Below are 20,579 nucleotides of genomic sequence, written 5' to 3'. Positions count from 1 at the left end.
TTTCCGTCCACAGCCAGGCCTTCCCGCACTTATTGCTCCCGGCCACCCTGCGTGTTACGCGGAGCCGTTCCGAAGAAGTTTGGGAAAGACCGCATGTCCCAGCAATTTGCGCCACGTCCCCTCGTCATCGCACCGTCGATCCTGGCGGCGGATTTCGCCAAGCTCGGTGACGAAGTTCGCGCCGTGGACGCAGCCGGCGCCGACTGGATCCATCTCGACGTGATGGACGGGCATTTCGTGCCGAACATTTCCTACGGCCCCGACGTCATCAAGGCGATGCGTCCGCACACCAAGAAGATTTTTGACGCGCATCTGATGATCTCGCCCTGCGATCCCTATCTCGAGGCGTTTGCAAAAGCCGGCTGCGATCACATTACCGTCCATGCCGAAGCCGGCCCGCATCTGCATCGCTCGCTGCAGGCGATCCGCGCGCTCGGCAAGAAGGCCGGCGTCTCGCTCAACCCGGGCACGCCGGCGAGCGCGATCGAATATGTCATCGACCTGATCGATCTGGTGCTGGTGATGTCGGTCAATCCCGGCTTCGGCGGCCAGGCCTTCATCAAGTCCGCGCTCGGCAAGGTCAGCGACGTCAGGGCGATGGCCGCGGGCCGGCCGATCGACATCGAGGTGGACGGCGGCGTGGCGCCCGACGTCGCCGGCCGGCTAGTCGCCGCCGGCGCCAATGCGCTGGTGGCGGGCTCCGCGGTGTTCAAGGGCGGCACCATGGAAGCCTACAAGGCCAATATTTCCGCGATCCGTAACGCGGCAGCGCTGGCGCGCGGCGAAGCGATCTGACCAAGACTGCCCTGAAGCGAGGCCGAGCCAAGCCGCGATCACCGAGTTCGCGGCGGTCCGAACCAGGTGGCTAGCGCATCAGTGAGCCCGAGTTCAGTTCGGTCTCCGACCCAGGCGACATATCCGTCCGGCCTGATCAACACGGCGCTCGGCGCAGCAACCTCGCCGATGGCCGGCAACTCCCACGCACCGACATATTCGGCGGTGATCAGGTCGACCCGATCCGCCCAGGGTGCGATGTCGAGACGGCCGGGATGGCCGAGGTCGAGCAGCACGGGCCGCCCGCCGTGCAGCAGGGTGAATACCCGCAACGGGCCGCCGGCCGTGATCAGGTCGAGGTCGGGCATGCGGCGTCCGAGCAGCTTGTGTCCCTCGCCGAGGTCGTACCGGATGTCCAGACCCGATATCATCGCGGCGAAACGCTTGCGCGGCTCGTCCATGCCGAGGAGTTCGGACATGGTGTCCTTCAACGCGTTGATGCGGTCGTCCGGGCGGCGCATCAGCGCGGCTTGCGCCATCGTATTGCGCAGCACGCGGGCAGCGACCGGGTGGCGCTCGGCATGATAGGTGTCGAGCAGGCTTTCCGGTGACGTCTGCTTGACCACCTGGGCCAGCTTCCATCCGAGATTCACGGCATCCTGCACCCCGGTGTTGAGGCCCTGTCCTCCCGCGGGGTAATGCACATGTGCGGCGTCGCCGGCCAGCAGCACGCGCCCCTTGCGATAGGACGCCGCCTGCCGGGTCATATCGGTAAATCTGGAGATCGAGGTCGGGCTGTGGATCCCATAGTCGGTCCCGAAGACGGCGATCAGCGCCTCGCTGAGATCGTGCAGGGTGGGTTCGCCGGTGGATCCAAGATGCTGCTCGGTCACCATCAGCCGCACCGACCCGCCGTCCTCCAACCGGCTCAGTCCATGGATGCCGCGAGCATCGTGGTGGATACCCCATTTCGGCTCCTCCGCGATCTCGACCTCCGCGATGAGATGGCTCGTTGTCGGATCCCAGCCGGGAAACGCGATGCCGGCTGCTTTGCGGATCAGGCTGCGTCCACCGTCGCAGCCGACGAGATATTTCGCCCGCAGCGTCTGGCCGTCGGACAGTTCGACGTCAGCGCCGGTGTCATCCTGAGCGAAACCAGTGACCTCACATCCGCGATAGATCGGCACCGCCAGCTCGTCGACCCAGCCGGCGAGGATGCGCTCGATGTGGTTCTGCCAAAGCGCAAGCCCGTAATTGTGTCGCGTAGGAAAGTCGCTGATGTCCAACCGGATCATGGCGAATCCTGCAACCTGCGCCACCTGTCCCTGCGACAGGAACCGATCAGCGATCCCGCGTTGATCGAGAATCTCGATGGTGCGTGAGTGCAGGCCGCCGGCACGCGAGCCGGCGAGTTCCTGGTTGTGGCGCCGCTCGACGATGGCAACGTCGACGCCGGCCAACGCCAACTCGCCTGCCAACATCAGCCCTGTCGGACCGCCTCCGACGATCACTACCGCGTGGCCGCTCCCGTCGGCAGCGGCGGCAAGGCTCATCTCGGCCGCACGCGGCCCGCTCGTCGACGACAACACACTCATTTGGTGACTCCCGTAGGTTGTGGCTTCGGCCGGCGGCTCTACGGGATGACCGAGGTCTTGAAGCAAGCCCCTTGCGCGATACATATTGAGCTGGGAGAGGTGATGTCCGCCTTTCCGCTTCGTCTGCGATGGAGCGCATCGCCCAAACGCGAAAGTCAGCGGCAGGAAAGCCACACCAGCCGCGCGACAGGGCACGGAACCCGAAAGCTCCACGCTGCGGCCACAAAACGTCACGCATCTCGCCATAAAGCCAGATCAGCATCCCGCCTTTCACGGATGGGACACAAGTATGATCAAGGCCTTCACCACAGCTGCATTGCTCCTGGTCCTCGCGCCCTCTGCCGCGGTTGCGCAGCGTGCAGGCGACGCCGCGCTGGGTGCGGTGGCCGGCGCCGTCGTGCTAGGTCCGGTCGGGGCCGTTGCCGGTGCCTTCGTCGGCTATACCGCGGGGCCTTCGATCTCGCGCTCGTGGGGACTCGACGGCCCGCGCTCGTCGCGGCACCGCCGGCAGTCATCGCGTGACAGCGTGCGAGGTGCGAGGGCGGAAGCTGTCGGCCCAGGTCCCACATCTCCCGCATCCGCCGGTCCAGCCGAACGAAGCAGCAGCGTCACGAGCTATCCCGTGCCGAACCCGCCGCGCTCAAAGGCGCCGCCGGTCCAAACGCTTGAGTGAGTGCATTCGACGGCCGATCCGGCGTTACCCTGTGCTATCTTCTTCTGCCGGCGTCGCCGCCGATCGCGGCGGCCGCACCACCGTCACCGTGCAGTCGGCCTCAGTCGCAACCTTGGCTGAAACGCTGCCGAGCAGCGTGCGGAGCATCGAATTCTGCCGTGCGCCGATCACGATGTGATCGACATGATTGGCCCTGGTGAATTCCAGGATCGCGGCCGCGGGATCGACCGCCTCCAGCACATGTACCGTGAGCCTGCTTTCATCGAGCTCAAGCGGCCGCGCCCAGTGGCGCAGCGCGACCATGCGGTCGATGTGCTTGTTGTTGCCCTGTTCGTCGAGCGTGCGATCGATGGTGATGCGCCCGAGCTTGAGCACATTCAGGCAGGCGAGCCGCGCCGACGGCAAGGTCGAGAGCAACTGCGCGGCGGTCCGGCGCAGGCATTCGTTGAGCGTTCTTGCTCCCTCCTCGGTATCGATCGCCACGACCACGATCGGCCCCGACGCCAGTTGCGCGGCCACGCTGGATTTCGGCTTCGGCAGCGTCAAGCCGCGGTTGAAGCGGCGCCGCCACACCGTGCTGAGCGGATCGCGCTGCAGCCGCTCCGACCGCGCCGTCAGCTTGACCTGTTCGGGATGGGCCAGTTCGAACGCCAGTTGGGACGCCGTCGGATGCCGCCACACCGGCTCGATCTCAAGACAGCGCAGCACGATTTCCTGCAGCCATGGCGGATAGTCTATCTTAAGCTTGCGCGGCGGATAGGGATCGCGCCACAGCCGCCGGCGCATGCCGCGCAGCGTCTCGCTCTCGCCGAACGGCCGCTCGCCGGTGGTGAAAAAATAGAGCAGCACGCCCAGCGAAAACAGGTCGCTGCGCGGATCGTCGCGCACGCCGAGCAGGCGCTCCGGCGCCATATACGGCGCGGTGCCGTAGGGCAGACGAAACTCCTCCTGCAGCAGGTCCGGCAATTGGTTGTGGTGCGACAGGCCGAAATCGATCAGTACGCATTCGCCGGAGGGGCGAAACATGATGCTGCTCGGCTTGATGTCGTGATGGATGACGTTCTGGCCGTGCAGGTCGGCAAGCGCAGTGGCGACCTTGCCGCCCAGTACCCTCGCCTCTTCGTACGGGATCGGCAACTTGTCGATGCGGCTATAGAGCGTCTTGCCGCCAATGCGCTCCATGACGACGTAAGCCTGCCGGTCGAAATCGCCGGTGCCGAAACAGCCCGGCACATGCGCACCCGACAGCCGCGGCAGAATCATTTGTTCCATTTCGAAAGAGACGATGGCCGCCGGGTCTTCGCCCTCGGCAACCCGCGGGACCTTCATCAACAGCGGCATGGAGATGCCAGGATGGGTAACCGTCCATAGCGTCGCCATGCCGCCGTGATGGACGCATTCCCCGATCGTGAAGCCATCGAGTTCGGCGCCGGGCGCGATTGCAGGCCTCGCCATCGCCCCTCACCTCCCGTCCAAAAGACGGTCGGCCAGCCAGCGCGGCAGGCCGTTGGCGCGGATTCGGTCGGCAGCGGTCTCCACGTCGTAAGGCACGCGGCAATAGGTGATCTCGCGCGAGGCGGTATCGAGCATTGCGAACGAGGCCGCCGGATCGCCGTCGCGCGGTTGGCCGACGGAGCCGAGAACGGCGAGCCAGCGCCGGCCGCCGAGCAATTGCACCGGCACGTCGGTCGTCGGGATGAAGCTCGTCATCTTTGCCGCCGAGGACATCGAATAGAGCGCCGGCCGGTGGATGTGTCCGCAAAACGTGACGTGCGCATCGGTCGCCTCGAGGCTGCGCGCCGCATGCGGCGTGTCGCGCACATAGCGCCATTGCGAGGGCTGCGAGGCTTCGGAATGCACGTAGAGGCGATCGTCCTCGCGCAGGGTCAGCGGCAACTCCGCCAGAAAACGCCGCTGCGCCAAGCTCAGCCTGCCGCGCGTCCACTCGATCGCGATCTGGGCCGCGGCATTCATGGTTTCCGACGGCGTGCCGATGGCCTGATCGTGATTGCCGATCACGGCAATCGCGCCATCATTGACGAGATCCATCACCGTGTCGACGGCCCATTCCGGATCGGCGCCATAGCCGACGATATCGCCGAGGCAGACGATCCGCTCCGCGCCGCGGGCGCGCGCAAAGTCGAGGCACGCGCTGAAGGCCTGCCGGTTGGCGTGGATATCGGCAAACAGCGCCAGCCGCACGTTTTCCTCCCAATCCATTATCGCGCCCGTGTTGGCGCGTGCCTTGATGGATATCAAACAACAGGCGGCGCCCAGGCCGCAATCATGCCGGATGCCTGCAGGCCGCCAGACGACCAGAATCTCGTTGCCCGATAAACTTTTTTTCCGGTATGGCGCAACACAATGCCAGCCGTCTGAGTCGAGTCCACCGTGCCACATGGCCGTGCTTCGGAGCACGGCTACCGTGTTTTATCTGCGACGGCAGCCAGCGGATGTGGTACGTTGATTTTTGCGTCTGCAAGTGCCGCATGGAATGCCCTGCGCGCCGGGTGTAATTGCCGCTCACCACAGGTCGTTCGCGACCACGCCTTTTGCGGTTTCAAGTCAAAAATACCGCGGCGCCGTCTAGGCTCCGGTTTTTCCGATCTGGATTGGCTGACCGATGGGCAGTCAGAAACCATCTATGGGAGGAAATATCATGATCTCACGTCGTCTTGTGATCGGACTGCTTTGGGCAGGAGTGACAGCGTTTGCGCTCTATGCCACCCCAGTTGCATTGGCGTTCTCGCCCGAGGCGCGCAACGCAAAACTCGATGAAACCCTTCGGGGATTGGTCGAAGGTCGCAGCACTCCGGGTATTGTGGTGCTGATCCTCGAAAATGGACGCCCGGTCTACAGCCGCAGCGTCGGCATTCGAGAGGTCGGCAGCAACTCGCTGATCGGCGAGAAAGACATGTTCCGCCTCGCCTCAATGACGAAGGCCGTCACTTCAGTGGCAGCAATGATCCTTGTCGAGCAGGACAAGATCGGCCTGGATGATCCGGTCAGCCGTTTTCTCCCCGAGTTCGCTAACCTGCGGGTGCGTGGGCCGGACGGCGCCGAAGTTCCGGCGAGCAGGCCCCCGACGATCCGAGAGCTGCTGAGCCACACCGCCGGGTTCTCCTACAACTTCATCAACAATCCCCGACTCGTTGATGCATACCGCGAAGCGCGCGTGACCGACGGCCTGGACCAGCCCCAGGTAACCACGGCCGAAGCGATGCAGCGCCTTGCTTCCGTTCCGCTTGGCTATCAGCCCGGTACGAGCTGGGAATACTCGCTCGCCACTGACGTGCTCGGGGCCATCATCGAAAAGGTGACGGGAGCCAGCCTGGAAGCTTTCGTAATCGAGCGAATCGCAAAGCCTCTGAGGATCCAGAGCTTTGTGTTCAACGTACCTGAAACCATCCGCTCGAGCTTCGTGCAGGTGACCCGGCCCGCACAGGTTACGGGTGCACTCGGCACGGGCTATGTTCCTGTGACGGGACCCGAGGCTGTGCCGTTCCCGCCCACCAAGGGCACTATCAATCTCGACCCGGACCGCGCCTTCGCTCCGACCGCCTATAACTCTGGAGGCGCCGGCATGAGCGGCACCATCGGGGATTACGCGCGATTCCTGCAGATGCTGCTGAACCAAGGCGAGCTCGACGGAGTGCGGGTGCTCCGCGCGGAAACGGTCCGACAGATGACGCAGAACGCGACCGGCGATATGCGGACACTTCGCGGGCCCGGCTGGGGCTTCACGCTCGGATTTGGGATAGTGACCGACCCGGCTGCGGCCAAGAGCCGTCTTCCGGCCGGCAGCTATGGGTGGGGCGGCGTGTATGGCACGCAGTTTTGGATCGATCCGGCAAACCGCGTCGTCGGCCTGGTCCTGACGCAGACGGCGATTATCGGCTCCGGCCCGATCGCGAATCTTGTTCGAGAAGCGTTCTACACGGCCGATTGAGGTTCAATACCCAGCATTGGCCGCATAGCTCCAGGTGCCCGCCGACACCTGGGTACAGCTCTTGTTGTCGTGCTCAGGACAAACGAGGCGCGTCAGTGCTTGCGCGGCGCTTCCAAACCCTTGAGCAGGAGCGCCAGCAGCGCATCGATCCGGGCCGGGGCGCCCGGCTCGTTCCATTCCTCGGCATGAGCGGGGTGGTGGAAACGGCTGGTGGCATCGAAAATGGCGCGTGCCGATGCCTTAATGTCGGCGATCTCGAAAGCGCCCTGCTTGACGCCGTCGGACAGGATCAGCGCGATCTGATCGACAAGGCAGTCTTTGTGGCAACTCACGGATCTGCAGGCCTCGCGCGCCAGCGCCAGATAGGTCGCAAACATCTCGGGATCGTCGCTAAGCCGCTTGTGCTTGATCGTAAACATGGTGCGCAGCCAGCTCTCCAGCCGCGCTGGCGCCGGGCCGGAAGCTTCCGCAATCTTCAACAAGGGCGCGCTGAGGCGGTCGAGCCAGCGCTTGGCCACCGCCTCGCGCAGCGAGGCCTTGCTGGGGAAATGGCGGTAGACACTGCCGTGGCTCACATCGAGCGCGCGGGCCACGTCCACCACGGTTGCCTTGGCGAGGCCATAGCGGCGCAACACATCCTCGGTGACCTCCAGAATGCGTTCAGGGGTGAGAACCACGACTTCGTTCATGCGCACACCTGCGAAACGATCGGATGGGTGGTCATTTAATCCCCGTGCAGCGCCCTAGGCGAGATCAATGTTTTGCCGGCTCCAGCCGCTCGGCCTGGGCAGCCAGATGGCGGGCGACGCTCTGGTCCAGCCAGCGCTGGATCTGGGCGGCCAGATGAATGAGATGGGTCGTCATAAGGGTAGTCCTTTGCAAGTCCCCGGCCCCAGAGCCAACGAGCCGGGTGACGCCCGAGTACCGGCGTCGGCAATGAATATAGCATGTCTCGCTGACAGATTTCAATATCTGTCATTCAATAATCCGTGAGTGACGAAGCAACTCAGGGCGCCCTGGTGCCCTTGCCTAAACGCTACTGCTCGTCCTTCGGCGGCATTCGCGGCGCCAGCAGCGGGGTAAACGACACCCCGTCGCCGTCGCGGGGTGCCGCGACCAATCCGCCGCCGGTCGAGGGGTCGCCGCCCGACGTGTCCAGGATGTACTCACGGGCGGCTGAAGCAGGTTGCCCCCGCCACCGCCAAAATCGGCGGCGCGGCCGCCCTGCGGCCGGCCGGCGGCGATCTCGGAAGCCGCCTTGTCGGTCTTTTGCGCGCGGCTATCGGTATATGCCAGGCGGTAGGCCCGCGGGACGCCGCTCGGCCGATTGCCGTCATCGAGTGCCTCGACCCAGAGATAGATCGAGCCCGGATGCCCTCCAGCGAATGCGGCTCCACGATACGGACCTGCAGCAGCTTGAAGCTGGCCGGCAGCCGGTCGATGGTCGCCCAGCCCAGCAGCCCGCGCGCGCCGACGAAGCTCGCAATGTAGAACGCGCTGGTCACGACCACCGCGGCTTGGCCTGCCACGGCAGCCGCGCATAGACCAGCACGATCAAGAGCAGCGCGCCGATCAGCGCGTAGCTGATGGAGAGGATGAGGACGACCGATTGCAGGCTATTCACGGCGCGGCATCCGGACGCCGGTTTTCGGATCGATGTCCGCGCCATTGGCGCGGACGTTGCGGAACGTCTCCATCAGCGATTTGTGCCGCTGCTGGACGTCGACCACCTTGCCTTTGGCATCGAGCCAGAAGCGTAGCGCGGTCTTTTCGTGGCCGGTATGGTCGACCGTCAGCTTGTTGTCGAAGATCACCTGCGCGGTCGGATTGAGCTTCTGGACCTTCACATTCACCTCGACGGGCTGGCCGGTCGTGGCCTGAAAGTGCGAGACGTTGACAGTGTATTCGCCCGGGACGATGCCACGCAGGGTGACGATCTCCTCCCGGATCGGCGAAGGAATTTTCTTGCCGTTGACGACGATGAAATCGTTGGCGCCGCCACGGTCGTCGCGGTCGAGCGTGAGGAATCCGGCCTCGCGGCGGCGATACCAGGCGATGTTGCCGGCGGGGTCCTGCACGAACAGGTCGAGGTCATCAGGGTGGTTGTCGGGCCAGTCCATGGTGATGATGAACTCGGCCTTGCAATCGATCCGTTCGATCGTCCGCGGCGAGCAGGCGATCAGCGACGACATCGCCCGCGTGCTGGCGATGGAAAGCCTCTCCCCTTCGGCCTCGGTGCTCGATCAGTTGAGAGAACGCGAGATCGAGATCCTAAGGCAACTGGCGGCCGGCGCGACCACGGAACAGATCGCCGCAAACCTCAATCTCAGCATGAAGATCGTGCAGAACTACCACTACCTGATCAAGACCAAGACCGGCATGCGGACGGACGCCCAGCTTGTCCGGCTGGCCGTGGAGTGCGGATTGGCCAGCCTGTAGCGGCGGCCGCTCGGGCGGCTATGCGCCCTGCCCGGAGTACCCGGTTTTCCCGTCTCGACCGCCCCGTATGGGTGGCCTCTCCCGGCCCGATTTGCTAAAGCGCGGCGTAAAACCAATCGGCCGGGGACAGCCTCGCGCCCGCCCCTGCTCGTCCGGAGTTTTCGATGATCCCCCGCTATACCCGCCCGGAAATGGCCTCCATCTGGGAGCCGCAGACCCGCTTCAAGATCTGGTTTGAGATCGAGGCGCATGCGGCGGACGCGCTGGCGGAACTCGGCGTGATCCCCAAGGAAGCCGCCAGGACGATATGGGCCAAGGCCAAGGACGCTACCTTCGACGTGGCGCGGATCGACGAAATCGAGCGCGAGACCAAGCATGACGTCATCGCCTTCCTGACCCATCTGGCCGAAATCGTCGGCCCCGAGGCGCGCTTCGTCCACCAGGGCATGACCTCCTCCGACGTACTCGACACCTGCCTGAACGTGCAGCTCACCCGCGCCGCGGACCTGTTGATCTCGGATATCGACAAGGTTCTGGCCGCGCTGAAGAAGCGCGCCTTTGAGCACAAGATGACGCCGACCATCGGCCGCTCCCACGGCATCCATGCCGAGCCGGTGACGTTCGGGCTCAAGCTGGCTTACGCCCATGCGGAATTTTCCCGCGCCCGCGAGCGCCTGGTCGCCGCACGCAAGGAAGTCGCGACCTGCGCGATCTCGGGCGCCGTCGGCACCTTTGCGCAGATCGATCCGCGCGTCGAAGCGCATGTTGCCAAGGCGATGGGGCTTGAGCCCGAACCGATCTCGACCCAGGTGATCCCGCGCGACCGCCATGCGATGTATTTTGCCACGCTTGGCGTGATCGCCTCTTCCGTGGAGCGGCTCGCCATCGAAATCCGCCATCTGCAACGCACCGAGGTGCTGGAAGCCGAGGAATTCTTCTCCGAAGGCCAGAAGGGCTCGTCGGCGATGCCGCACAAGCGCAATCCGGTGCTGTCGGAAAACCTCACGGGCCTGTCGCGCATGGTGCGGGCCTACGTGACGCCGGCGCTGGAGAATGTCGCGCTCTGGCACGAGCGCGACATCTCGCACTCTTCCGCCGAACGCATGATCGGGCCCGATGCCACCGTGACGCTCGATTTCGCGCTGATGCGGCTTGCCGGCCTGATCGACAAGCTCCTGATCTATCCCGCCAACATGCAAAAGAACCTCGAACGCCTCGGCGGGCTCGTGCATTCGCAGCGGCTCCTGATCGCGCTGACGCAGAAGGGCGCCAGCCGCGAGGACGCCTATAAATACGTCCAGCGTAACGCCATGCCGGTCTGGCGCGGCGAAGGCGACTTCCAGACGCTGCTCAAGAAAGACGCGGACGTAAAGAAGCACCTGACCGATGCCGAAATCGAGGAGCAGTTCGACCTCGGCTATCACTTCAAGCACGTCGACACGATCTTCAGGCGGGTGTTCGGCGAGAGCTGATTATTCCGCCGGCGCGGGCGTTGCTGTCTTCGCCGGCGCTCCGTAGAGGCGCATCAGCACAAAGGTCACGGCGAGGATCGCCAGATAGACGGTGAGTTGCATCGCGGTCGGCTGATCGGTGTAGCCGATCAGCGTGTGCAGCGCCTTGCCGAGCAGGCTTGAGTCGGAAAGCAGCCAGCTCGAATCCCAGACCACGCTGTCGAGCGCGGTCAGCCAGTTCGCCCGCTCGAGGAACGCCGTCGCCTGCGCCGCCATGCCGGCCGCAAGCAGCGCGATCAGCACGGTCGTGGTCGTGAACAGCGCACGCGGCGGGATCCTGAGCAGCCCGACATAAGTCAGCCAGCAGACCAGCGCGCCGAGCACCAGTCCGGCGAAACCGCCCAGCGCCACGCCCCATGTCGTGTCGCTGCCGGTCGCCAGCACGCCGTAGAGGAACAGCACGACCTCGCTGCCCTCGCGCAGCACGGCAACGCCGACCACGATTGCAAGTGCCAGCAGCGATTTCTCGCCTGTGACCACCGCCTGACCCGCGGCGCGCAACTCGCCCGCAAGCTCCTTGCCGTGGCGGGCCATCCAGACATTGTGCCAGGTGAGCATCACCACAGCGAGCGCGAGGATGGCCGCGTTGAAGACCTCCTGCCCCATGCCGGCAAACAGGTTCGACAATGCGCCCGCGAAGACGGCGACCAGGCAAGCCGCCAGCACGCCTGCGAGCACGCCACCGGCGATCCAGCCGTTGCGGTGCGGCACCGTGCGCGTGACCGCCAGCACGATGCCGATGATCAGACCGGCCTCGAAGACTTCACGGAATACGATGATCAGTGCGGCAATCACGATCGGCTTTGTTCTTTCTATTTCACGACCAATGCGCCGCGGGCCACCTTCTCGTTATATTCGTCGAAGAATTCATAGCGGCCCGGCTTCTGCGCGCGGACATTGATGGTCGCATCGGTGGAGCCGGCGACCACCTTCTCCACCTTCAAGGTCTTGCTTTCGAATTCCATCGCCTTGGCATCGAGATTCTTCAGCTTGATCACGATTGGTGTATTGGCGGGGGCGCTGATCTCGGCCGGATCGAACTTCTTGTCCTTGTAGCTGAGCTGAATTTCGGTCGCGCTCTGCGCGCTGGCTGCGCCGGCGGCTGAAACAAGCGCGATGGCGGCGAACAGGGTGAGCTTCGAAAGCGGACGCGAGAAAGACATGCTGGATTTTCCATATGGCTGGCGTTATCCGGCGTTGCATACGCTGGCGGAACGCCAGGCGTGAAGGGGCAAAACGCCATTCCAAATTGGAGGACTTCTAAACGGCGTAAGCACTTGGCAGGACTTCCGTTTCGCAGTTCGGTCCACCCCGCCTGTGGAAGGTCTTGGACGAGCGGTCCCGGCAGTTTTCCGGCCTTGCCAAGCCCGTTTAAATCATTCCAAATCGCCAAAATCGCCGTCGACAACTCCATGACCCCGCCGGCACCCTCGAAGCAACCTAACGGTAACCGCAGATCGGCTAGGCTCGCAGCGTGTCGTCCCCGCCTAAAATTCTCGTCTTCGACTCCGGCCTCGGCGGCCTCTCGGTCCTGCGCGAGATCGTGGGCGCCCGGCCCGATGCGCATTACGTCTATGTCGCCGACGACGCGTTCTTTCCCTACGGCCATCACAGCGAGGAGCAGATCATTGCCCGCGTGGTGCCGCTGATCGGCGAGTTGATCGCGCGCCACGCCCCCGCGCTGGTGGTGATCGCCTGCAACACCGCATCCACGCTCGTGATGTCGCATCTGCGCAGCACCTATAGCGTGCCGTTCGTTGGCACCGTACCGGCGATCAAGCCGGCCTGCGCCGCCTCCAAGACCAAGCGCGTCTCGGTGCTCGGTACCAAGGGCACGGTAAAGCGCGAATACACCAAGCGCCTGATCGAGGATTTTGCGCAAGGCTGCGAAGTGACGCTGGTGGGATCCGCCGAACTCGCCTCTCTCGCCGAATCCGCCCTCAGCGGCGATGACGTCCGTGACGAGGATATTGCGGCGGAGCTCGCCCCCTGCTTTGTCGGCAGTGGCGAGGATCGCACCGACACCATCGTGCTGGCCTGCACCCACTATCCGCTGCTGCTCGAGCGCCTGATGCGGCTTGCGCCGTGGCCGGTCGACTGGATCGATCCGGCGCCCGCGATCGCCCGGCGCGTCTCCGCCCTGCTCGGCTCGCCCGGCCGCGAAAGCCACGCCGGCGCCGAGATGATATTTACCTCCCAGCGTCCGCACACGCTGAGCCGCGCACTGATGCCGTTTTTCGGCGGCCGCGTGCCGGCGTAGGCGCTAACCTGATCGCCGACTGACCATCGGTTTGATGTCTGCAAGGAGGCCGGCCGCTTATTTTTCATCGATCATTTCATGAGGGAGTTTCCCGCCGTGACCTCCGAGAAGCCTGCGCCGCTCAACCGTCTCCGCCAATTATGGCGCGAGGGACGGCCGACCTTCGGCGCGATCGCGACCATTCCCTCGATCCAGACCGTGCAGATCATGGGCCGTTGCGGGATCGACTGGATCATCATCGATCTCGAGCATGGGCCGATCGATCTCGGCTCGGCCCATGCGATGATTACAGCGACATCAGGCACGCCTTGCGTGCCGATGGTGCGGATCGCGGCCAACGAACCGTGGCTTGCGAAAGCGCCGATGGATCTCGGCGCGCTCGGCATCAATTTTCCGATGATCTGCAGCCGTGAAGACGCCGAAAAGGCCGTGCGCAGCGTGCGCTATCCGCCGAAGGGCGACCGGCTGTGGGGCCCGTTCCACGCCCCGTTCCGCTGGGGCGTCTCGATGCCGGACTACATGTCGGGCGCCGACGACGACATGATCTGCATGATCACCATCGAGCATGTCGAGGCGGTGAACCGCATCGACGAGATCATGGCAACGCCTGGCATCGACCTCGCGGTGATCGGCCCCGGCGACCTCGCCACCTCCATCGACAAGCGCGGCCTGCCCGACGATCCCGAGGTGGTCGCGCTGATGAAGCGGGCCGAGGAAGGCATCCTTAAAAGCGGCGTGCCGATCGGCGGCGTCGCCCGCACCGCCGAGCAGGCCAATGCGATGATCGCGCGCGGTTACGTGGCGCTGGCGCTCGGCTTCGACTGGTCGCTGTTCCAGCGCGGCATCGCGGCGAGTTTTGAAGGGGATCAAGCGATAGGTGTCGAGAGGGCGGCAAGCCCTTCACAGTCCTTGGGGTTTTACGTCGTCTGCGACGGCCACGCCACCGACATTGGCCGCTCGGGGTGCGAACCTTCTGGCGTCAAAACGCCTTGTTCGTGCTAGATGAGAGGCTTGGCGGGTTGCCGAAGCGGCCTGCCGGCTTTCTGATTTGCCTACCTTCGGAAACCCGGGCGGAGCGATGCGCGGAACGGTTCGAAAAATCACACTGCCGCGCCGCCTCGTCGCCGACCTCATGCACGCCTCGATCCGCGTGCCCTTTGTCTCGTTGAGCCGCCCCCTGCATCTCCGCGGCCTCTTGGAGGCCCGTGCGCAAGCCGTCCAACGGCCGGGCTGGGCCGCGATCTTCGCCAAGGCGTTCGCGCTGGTCGCGAAGGAACAGCCGATCCTGCGCACCCTCTACGTCAAATGGCCACTGCCGGCTTTCTACGAGCTGCCGCGCAGCGTCGCGATGGTGGCGATCGCCCGGGTCGAGGACGACCAGGACTGTGTGCTGCCGCAAAAGGTCACAGCACCCGATGAAATGTCGTTAGCCGAGGTCGACGCCCTGATCCGGCATGCCAAAACGGCGCCGATCAACGAGGTGCCGGCGTTCCGCAAGATCCTGCGCACCACCCGCCTCGCGCTGCCCCTGCGCCGCCTGTTCTGGGCGATCGGCCTCAATTTCGGCCGCCAGCGGGCTAATTATTTCGGCAGTTTCGGCGTGACCTCGGTGGCCGCCTATGGTGCCGGGCAGCTCCATGCCATCAGCCCGGGGCCCTTTGTCCTGAGCTACGGGGTGGAAAAGCCCGACCAGACCATCGACGTGGTGCTGCGCTGGGACCACCGGGTTACCGACGCCGCCCCCATGGCCAAGGCCCTGAGCCGGCTGGAACAGGTGCTGAACGGGGAGATTGCCGCCGAATTGCGCGCAAACCGGCAGCAAACTGAGCCCAAACCGGTCCGGGCGGTCGCGACCTGACGGCCTACAGGCCGTCATTCCGAACTTTTAGCCGGTCATTCCGGGGCGCCACGAAACTATGGTGCGCAATTGCGCCCCTGGGAATCTCGAGATTCCGGGTCTCGTGCTGCGGACCATCCCGGAATGACAGTGCCTTCTCGAAGAGGCCCCTTTTCATTGACACAACCGCGGTTTCTCCCTAAGAACCCGCTTGCTCGCGGGCCGGTTTCGGCCCGCGATGCGTTTCGCGACCCGTGGTCCTCCCCGAGCTTTCGAGGCGGACCTGTCGGCCCCGGCCTAGCCGGTGCACAGGAGGGCGCGTTTCCTCAAAACTCAAACTCTTATGCAGAGGACGCGATGACAAAGCGCAGTGAGGCGAAATACAAGATCGATCGCCGGATGGGCCAGAATATCTGGGGCCGCCCGAAGAGCCCCGTGAACCGCCGTGAATACGGCCCCGGCCAGCACGGCCAGCGCCGCAAGGGCAAGCTGTCCGACTTCGGCGTCCAGCTCCGCGCCAAGCAGAAGCTCAAAGGTTACTACGCCAACATTTCCGAGCGTCAGTTCCACGGCATCTATGTCGAGGCCGGCCGGATGAAGGGCGACACCGGTGAGAACCTGATCGGCCTGTTGGAGCGCCGCCTCGACACCGTGGTCTATCGCGCCAAGTTCGTCGCCACGATGTTTGCCGCGCGCCAGTTCATCAACCACGGCCACATCAAGGTGAACGGCCGCCGCGTCAATATTCCGAGCTATAAGCTCAGGCCCGGCGACGTCGTCGAGGTCAAGGAGTCCTCCAAGCAGCTCACTCCCGTTCTGGAAGCAAGCCAGCTCGCCGAGCGCGACGTGCCCGACTTCATCGAGGCCGATCACTCCAAGATGACGGCGAAGTTCACCCGCATTCCGGCGCTGTCGGACGTGCCGTTCGCAGTGCAGATGGAGCCGCATCTGATCGTCGAATTCTATTCGCGCTGATCGGACGACAGTTCCGAGATATCGAAGGCCCCGGTTTCGCCGGGGCCTTTTTGTTTGAGCGCGAATGGCTGTTCCGTGATGCGCGGGCTTGTCCCGGGCATCCACGCCTTTATGGTCACCGCGGAAGTCGTGGATGGCCGGGACAAGCCCGGCCATGATGCAAGATTGTGAGCCCTCCCCATGCACTACACCCCTGCCCCGCGCGATCCCAAGGCCGATCCCATCCGCATCAACCTGTTGTCGGACACGCAGACGCGGCCGACGCCGGCGATGCGCGAGGCGATGGCGCGGGCGGAGGTCGGCGACGAGCAGATCGGCGACGATCCCACGGTGAACCTGTTGTGCGCGCGGGTCGCCGACCTGCTCGGCAAGGAAGCCGCCGTGTTCATGCCCTCGGGCACCATGTGCAATGTCGCGGCGACGCTGGCCCATTGCCGGCCGGGCGATGAAATTCTCGCCCACGCCAGCGCGCATATCATCGCGCGCGAAGGCGGCGCGCATGCAGCGCTCGGCGGCTTTCAGATCACGCAATTGCCGGGCGATGACGGGCAGTTCACGCCGGAAACATTGCGCGCCGCGCTGCATCCGCGCTCGCGCTACCAGCCGCCGCAGACCCTCGTCAGCGTCGAGCAGACCGCCAATATCGGCGGCGGCACGATCTGGAACAAGGCGGCGCTCGACGAAGTCGTCGCGATCGCCGAGGCGAACGGGCTGATCACCCACATGGACGGCGCGCGGCTGTTGAACGCCTGCGTCGCCACGAAAATATCGGCGCGCGACATGGCCGCGGGGTGGGATTCGGCCTGGATCGATTTCTCCAAAGGCCTCGGCGCGCCGATCGGGGGCGTGATCGCAGGTACCCGCGCCTTCATCGACGATGTCTGGCGCTGGAAGCAGCGGCTCGGCGGATCGATGCGGCAGGCCGGCATTTGCGCCGCGGCCTGCATCTATGCGCTCGACCATCACGTCGACCGCCTCGCCGACGATCACGCCAATGCGCGGGCTCTGGCGCGGGGGCTGTCGCAGATCAACGGCATCCAGGTGCAGGAGCCCGAAACCAATCTGGTGTTCTTCAGGCCCGACGGCGCGGGTGTCGCCGGCGACAAAATGGTCGAGGCCTTGCGCAAGCGCGGCGTTCTGCTCGCCATGATGGACGGCCGCATCCGGGCCTGCACGCATCTCGACGTCAGCGCCGACATGATCGAAGAGACGGTCGGCATCGTGCGCGAGATTGTGCGCGCGGCGTGAGACTTCAAATGCCGTGAATTGATCCGAACTCAGGCTGTGGCGGGCATGCGCGCCCGCCACAGCGTGCTGCCGAGCAGCAGATACGTCGCGCCGGTCCACATCGCCTGCCAGTTCTCAAATCCTTCGTTGAGGACGACATAGACCGCGGCAAGGGCGAACAATCCGGCAAACACGGCCTCCGAGAGCGGCCGCTTGCCGGATTTCGAACTGTTGAGGAAGGCCAGCGCCCAGAATGGCACCACGGCCATGGTCAAGGCAGCGAACGGGAAATCGCGCCAGCGCGCATCGAAGATCAGGCTCAATGCGCTCTGCGTGGCAATGAGCGTCGTTGCAATCAGCGTGATGCCCAGCATGTTGGTCATGAACAGCGGCGTCAGGCCCTTGGGCGGCCCCAGCACTTCAACAAACGACGGAAGCGCCCGCCCCGACATCAGCGCGTAGGTGGACAGCAGCGGCGCTGTCACGGCCGTCACCAGCAGAAAGCCTTGAAGCAGCCAGCCGCCGAGCCCGTAGCTTTCGTGGAACATCTTGTCGAAGCTGATGCCCAGCAAAACGCCGCCGACGGTTGCCGATACGGTGACTGCGCTCCACGATGCCAATGCTGGCGACGCCGGCCGCCGCTTCGGCATGAACATGGCGACGGCGAATACGCAGATGCACAGAAGAAGGCCGCCTGCCATCTGCAGCTTCCAGAACGGGTAGTTGCTGATGGCCACCCCTGCCGGATATTTCAGCTTGCGTTCGACGCCGTCGAACAGCCCCCAATAGCCGCCCACCGTGCCTTCCCAGCGGCGTTTCCACGGCTCGTCATAGGCCTCGAACAGATTGACGCGAAATTTGTCACGTCGCGCCCGCTCGAGAATCTCGGAAATGAAGCGCGCCTGATTGACGCGGGAAGCCAGCGCGCCGTCGCGCATCCGCCCCTGGCTCGGCCAGCCGGTCTCGCCGATCAGGATCTCCTTGCCCGGAAACGCTGCGACCACCTGTTTTCGGATATCATCGACATGCGCAGCGGCCTCTTCGGCACGCGGCGGAACGTCTTCCCAATAGGGCAAGAAATGGGCGGTGACGAAATCGACATCGGCGCCCACTTCGCGGTAACGCATCCAGAACTCCCAGACATCGGCATAGGTTACCGGAACATCCACGCGCGGCTTGACCGACTGGATGGTTTGGCGAAGGTCGCCCACCGTCATGTCGCCGCGCAGCAGCACTTCGCTGCCGACGATGAGCGCCGCGACGGTGTCGGGATGATTCTTCACCAGCGAGACCGCAATGTCGCAGAGCTGCGCGTTCTTCGCACGATCGCGTCCGAGCCACACGCCGAGCAGAACCTTCAATCCGACCCGGGACGCAAGCTCGGGCACCTTGTCGAGCCCGTTGTCGATGGAATAGGTGCGGATGCATTTGGAGACCTTGGCCAATTCGGCCAGATCTTCCGCAATCTGCTCCGGGCCCACGATGAGCGTCGGATCATGCGGCGTCTGATCGTTGCGGAACGGCGCGTAGGAAACGCATTCCAGCTTCGCCGCATGATCGATCGGCGCGCGCGTCAGTGCTACGGGAGTGGCGAGCCACCACCACACCGCGACAACAATGGAAAGCGACAGAAATAATAGCGCCAGCGGCGTGCGAATGCCGATTGTCCTGCTCCCCAAGGTAGGTAGATGGGCCTATTTAGCGGCGCGCGACAGCTATGTCGACCGCCGATGCAACCGCGTGCACAATTGCGCCGCAATACGGAAGCGGCGATATTAAGCTGCTTCCAATGCGGAGCATCAAAAGTGAGCCTAGTTCGCTCAAAATTGATTCCGTCCCAGCGAGTGAAATGATGTCATTGAAGAGATTTTCCCGCCGCCAGTTTGGCAGGATTGCCGGCTGGTCGGCACTTGGAATGCCGATGCTGTCGGCCAGCTCCGGACTCGCGCAATCAGATCAAGCGACCGGGATCAGGAATCAAGGGGCCTCGTCCGGTTTTCCAAACGGCTTTCTCTGGGGCACGGCGACTTCGGCCTATCAGGTCGAGGGCGCCGTCAGCGAAGACGGCCGCGGTCCATCGATCTGGGACCGTTTTTGCCAGACGCCCGGCGCCATCGCAGATCGCAGCAATGGCGACACCGCGACCGATCATTATCGCCGCTACAAGGAAGACATCCAGATCATGAAGTCGCTGGGCACAAAGGCCTATCGATTTTCGGTCGCGTGGCCGCGCGTCTTCCCGGAAGGAACCGGCTCGCCAAATCCAAAAGGCCTCGATTTTTACAATCGCCTCGTCGACGAATTGTCGGCGAACGGCATCACGCCGTTTGCCACCCTGTATCACTGGGATCTGCCGCAGGCGCTGCAGGATCGCTTCGGCGGCTGGACCTCGCGCGATACGTCGAAGGCCTTTGCGGATTACGCCGCCCATGTCACCGAACGCTTGAGTGACCGCGTGAAGCATTTCTTCACGATCAACGAATGTTCCAGGCTGGTTCATCTCGGCCACGGAATCGGCGCGGATGCGCCGGGCCTCAAACTGCCTCAATCAGGCCTGAATCAGGTCCGTCACCACGTCGCGCTGGGACACGGTCTGGCGGTTCAGGCCATCCGCGCGCACGGAAGCGCGGCAACGAAAGTCGGTCCGGCGGAAAATGCCGTAAGTTGCATCCCCGCCATCGAGACATCAGCCGATATCCGCGCCGCCGAGACCGCGACGCGCGAACTCAACGCCGGCTATTTGACTGTCATGATGGAGGGAAAATATACCGACGCATATCTAACGCGGGCCGGCCGGGACGCACCGAAATTCACCGCCGAAGAGCTGCGCATCATTTCGTCTCCGATCGATTTTGTCGGACTGAACGTCTACACGCCCGATCACTACGTCGTGGCCGCCGACAACGAACGCGGCTTCACGCTCTTGCCGTTTCCTCCCTCGTTTCCGCACATGCAAGCCGCCTGGCTCAGGCCTGGCCCCGAGGCGATCTATTGGGTGCCGCGTCATGTGGCCAAGCTGTGGAACGTAAAGTCGATCTACATCACCGAGAACGGAACGTCAGGGAGCGACCAGCCGGCGGCAGATGGGACCGTCTACGACGTCGACCGCATCATGTACTTGCGCAACTATCTGACCCAGTTGCAGCGCGCGACATCCGAAGGCGTGCCCGTGCTCGGATATTTCTTGTGGAGCCTGATGGACAATTTCGAATGGTCTGATGGCTATGAGCAGCGCTTCGGCATCTACCACGTCGACTTCGATTCCAAGCGTCGTACGCCCAAGCTGAGTGCGGCGTTCTATCGAGAGACGATCGCGAAAAACGCCGTGGCGTAATCAGC

16 protein-coding genes and 4 pseudogenes are annotated in these 20,579 nt (G+C 64.1%); 11 read left to right on the top strand and 9 right to left on the bottom strand.

Annotated features, from left to right (window positions below; genetic code table 11):
- Positions 1-93: 93 nt before the first annotated feature.
- On the top strand, positions 94-795 hold the full coding sequence (gene rpe, locus HCN50_RS07850) for a ribulose-phosphate 3-epimerase (protein WP_171709027.1): 702 nt from the start codon (positions 94-96) through the stop codon (positions 793-795).
- Positions 796-833: 38 nt separating this feature from the next.
- Here the strand turns inward: rpe and HCN50_RS07845 are convergent, their stop codons facing one another.
- Complete coding sequence (locus tag HCN50_RS07845; RefSeq protein ID WP_171709226.1) at positions 834-2,327, bottom strand: FAD-dependent monooxygenase; 1,494 nt, start codon at positions 2,325-2,327, stop codon at positions 834-836.
- 331 nt (positions 2,328-2,658) lie between these two features.
- Here HCN50_RS07845 and HCN50_RS07840 point away from each other — a divergent pair, with 331 nt between their 5' ends.
- The gene (locus HCN50_RS07840) at positions 2,659-3,042 is read left to right on the top strand and encodes a DNA-directed RNA polymerase subunit N (RefSeq protein WP_171709026.1); all 384 of its coding nucleotides are present in this window, start codon (positions 2,659-2,661) and stop codon (positions 3,040-3,042) included.
- Positions 3,043-3,066: 24 nt separating this feature from the next.
- Here HCN50_RS07840 and HCN50_RS07835 read toward each other — a convergent pair whose 3' ends face one another.
- Entirely contained in the window at positions 3,067-4,497 is a 1,431-nt protein-coding gene (locus HCN50_RS07835; RefSeq protein ID WP_171709025.1) for a serine/threonine protein kinase, read from the bottom strand.
- 6 nt (positions 4,498-4,503) lie between these two features.
- Positions 4,504-5,244, bottom strand: coding sequence for a metallophosphoesterase family protein (locus HCN50_RS07830; RefSeq protein WP_171709225.1), 741 nt, complete (start codon positions 5,242-5,244; stop codon positions 4,504-4,506).
- Between the two features lie 457 nt (positions 5,245-5,701).
- Between HCN50_RS07830 and HCN50_RS07825 the strand changes: the two genes are divergently transcribed.
- A complete protein-coding gene (locus HCN50_RS07825) occupies positions 5,702-6,991 on the top strand; it encodes a serine hydrolase domain-containing protein (protein WP_171709024.1) in 1,290 nt (429 codons plus the stop codon).
- Between the two features lie 92 nt (positions 6,992-7,083).
- Here the strand turns inward: HCN50_RS07825 and HCN50_RS07820 are convergent, their stop codons facing one another.
- The 3 genes and pseudogenes from HCN50_RS07820 to HCN50_RS33555 form a co-directional block, all read right to left on the bottom strand.
- Positions 7,084-7,680, bottom strand: coding sequence for a TetR/AcrR family transcriptional regulator (locus tag HCN50_RS07820; protein ID WP_171709023.1), 597 nt, complete (start codon positions 7,678-7,680; stop codon positions 7,084-7,086).
- Positions 7,681-8,027: 347 nt separating this feature from the next.
- Positions 8,028-8,615 (bottom strand): annotated as a pseudogene (locus tag HCN50_RS07815) (hypothetical protein).
- Positions 8,608-9,177, bottom strand: a pseudogene (locus HCN50_RS33555) (DUF2135 domain-containing protein); the annotation flags it as partial. The pseudogenes HCN50_RS07815 and HCN50_RS33555, both read right to left, overlap by 8 nt.
- Here HCN50_RS33555 and HCN50_RS07805 point away from each other — a divergent pair.
- Positions 9,137-9,430: pseudogene (locus tag HCN50_RS07805) on the top strand (helix-turn-helix domain-containing protein); the annotation flags it as partial. The pseudogenes HCN50_RS33555 and HCN50_RS07805 overlap by 41 nt on opposite strands.
- Before the next feature lie 164 nt (positions 9,431-9,594).
- Positions 9,595-10,902 (top strand): adenylosuccinate lyase, encoded by a 1,308-nt coding sequence (purB, locus tag HCN50_RS07800; RefSeq protein WP_171709021.1) that lies wholly within the window; start codon positions 9,595-9,597, stop codon positions 10,900-10,902.
- Here the strand turns inward: purB and HCN50_RS07795 are convergent, their stop codons facing one another.
- On the bottom strand, positions 10,903-11,736 hold the full coding sequence (locus HCN50_RS07795; protein ID WP_311967453.1) for an FTR1 family iron permease: 834 nt from the start codon (positions 11,734-11,736) through the stop codon (positions 10,903-10,905).
- Between the two features lie 17 nt (positions 11,737-11,753).
- Entirely contained in the window at positions 11,754-12,104 is a 351-nt protein-coding gene (locus HCN50_RS07790; RefSeq protein ID WP_171709020.1) for a cupredoxin domain-containing protein, read from the bottom strand.
- Between the two features lie 311 nt (positions 12,105-12,415).
- On the opposite strand from HCN50_RS07790, the gene murI reads away from it, so the two are divergent.
- The 5 genes and pseudogenes from murI (at position 12,416) to HCN50_RS07765 (ending at position 17,261) form a co-directional block, all read left to right on the top strand.
- The gene (gene murI, locus HCN50_RS07785; RefSeq protein ID WP_171709019.1) at positions 12,416-13,201 is read left to right on the top strand and encodes a glutamate racemase; all 786 of its coding nucleotides are present in this window, start codon (positions 12,416-12,418) and stop codon (positions 13,199-13,201) included.
- Positions 13,202-13,279: 78 nt separating this feature from the next.
- Positions 13,280-14,065: pseudogene (locus tag HCN50_RS07780) on the top strand (HpcH/HpaI aldolase family protein); the annotation flags it as partial.
- Positions 14,066-14,279: 214 nt separating this feature from the next.
- Positions 14,280-15,059: an acyltransferase gene (locus HCN50_RS07775; RefSeq protein ID WP_171709017.1), complete on the top strand. Its 780-nt coding sequence runs from the start codon at positions 14,280-14,282 to the stop codon at positions 15,057-15,059.
- A gap of 336 nt (positions 15,060-15,395) precedes the next feature.
- Positions 15,396-16,013: a 30S ribosomal protein S4 gene (rpsD, locus tag HCN50_RS07770; protein WP_171709016.1), complete on the top strand. Its 618-nt coding sequence runs from the start codon at positions 15,396-15,398 to the stop codon at positions 16,011-16,013.
- A gap of 180 nt (positions 16,014-16,193) precedes the next feature.
- Positions 16,194-17,261: a threonine aldolase family protein gene (locus HCN50_RS07765; protein ID WP_171709015.1), complete on the top strand. Its 1,068-nt coding sequence runs from the start codon at positions 16,194-16,196 to the stop codon at positions 17,259-17,261.
- 29 nt (positions 17,262-17,290) lie between these two features.
- Here the strand turns inward: HCN50_RS07765 and HCN50_RS07760 are convergent, their stop codons facing one another.
- Positions 17,291-18,919 carry a glycoside hydrolase family 17 protein gene (locus tag HCN50_RS07760; RefSeq protein WP_235976819.1) on the bottom strand — a complete coding sequence of 543 codons (1,629 nt, stop codon included), beginning with the start codon at positions 18,917-18,919 and terminating at the stop codon, positions 17,291-17,293.
- Between the two features lie 173 nt (positions 18,920-19,092).
- On the opposite strand from HCN50_RS07760, the gene HCN50_RS07755 reads away from it, so the two are divergent.
- Positions 19,093-20,574 (top strand): GH1 family beta-glucosidase, encoded by a 1,482-nt coding sequence (locus HCN50_RS07755; protein ID WP_171709014.1) that lies wholly within the window; start codon positions 19,093-19,095, stop codon positions 20,572-20,574.
- Positions 20,575-20,579 lie beyond the last annotated feature (5 nt).

It is taken from the genome of Bradyrhizobium archetypum, from assembly GCF_013114835.1.
Lineage (GTDB): Bacteria > Pseudomonadota > Alphaproteobacteria > Rhizobiales > Xanthobacteraceae > Bradyrhizobium > Bradyrhizobium archetypum.
The sequence above is the reverse complement of the archived record's forward strand: the minus strand, read 5'-3'. Positions and strand labels throughout refer to the sequence as shown.

What these genes read in the sequence shown, in the direction of transcription:
- rpe (WP_171709027.1), top strand. Translation starts at nt 94, where the DNA reads ATGTCCCAGCAATTTGCGCCACGTCCCCTCGTCATCGCACCGTCGATC.
- HCN50_RS07845 (WP_171709226.1), bottom strand. Translation starts at nt 2,327, where the DNA reads ATGAGCCTTGCCGCCGCTGCCGACGGGAGCGGCCACGCGGTAGTGATC.
- HCN50_RS07840 (WP_171709026.1), top strand. Translation starts at nt 2,659, where the DNA reads ATGATCAAGGCCTTCACCACAGCTGCATTGCTCCTGGTCCTCGCGCCC.
- HCN50_RS07835 (WP_171709025.1), bottom strand. Translation starts at nt 4,497, where the DNA reads ATGGCGAGGCCTGCAATCGCGCCCGGCGCCGAACTCGATGGCTTCACG.
- HCN50_RS07825 (WP_171709024.1), top strand. Translation starts at nt 5,702, where the DNA reads ATGATCTCACGTCGTCTTGTGATCGGACTGCTTTGGGCAGGAGTGACA.
- HCN50_RS07820 (WP_171709023.1), bottom strand. Translation starts at nt 7,680, where the DNA reads ATGAACGAAGTCGTGGTTCTCACCCCTGAACGCATTCTGGAGGTCACC.
- purB (WP_171709021.1), top strand. Translation starts at nt 9,595, where the DNA reads ATGATCCCCCGCTATACCCGCCCGGAAATGGCCTCCATCTGGGAGCCG.
- HCN50_RS07790 (WP_171709020.1), bottom strand. Translation starts at nt 12,104, where the DNA reads ATGTCTTTCTCGCGTCCGCTTTCGAAGCTCACCCTGTTCGCCGCCATC.
- HCN50_RS07775 (WP_171709017.1), top strand. Translation starts at nt 14,280, where the DNA reads ATGCGCGGAACGGTTCGAAAAATCACACTGCCGCGCCGCCTCGTCGCC.
- rpsD (WP_171709016.1), top strand. Translation starts at nt 15,396, where the DNA reads ATGACAAAGCGCAGTGAGGCGAAATACAAGATCGATCGCCGGATGGGC.
- HCN50_RS07765 (WP_171709015.1), top strand. Translation starts at nt 16,194, where the DNA reads ATGCACTACACCCCTGCCCCGCGCGATCCCAAGGCCGATCCCATCCGC.
- HCN50_RS07755 (WP_171709014.1), top strand. Translation starts at nt 19,093, where the DNA reads ATGTCATTGAAGAGATTTTCCCGCCGCCAGTTTGGCAGGATTGCCGGC.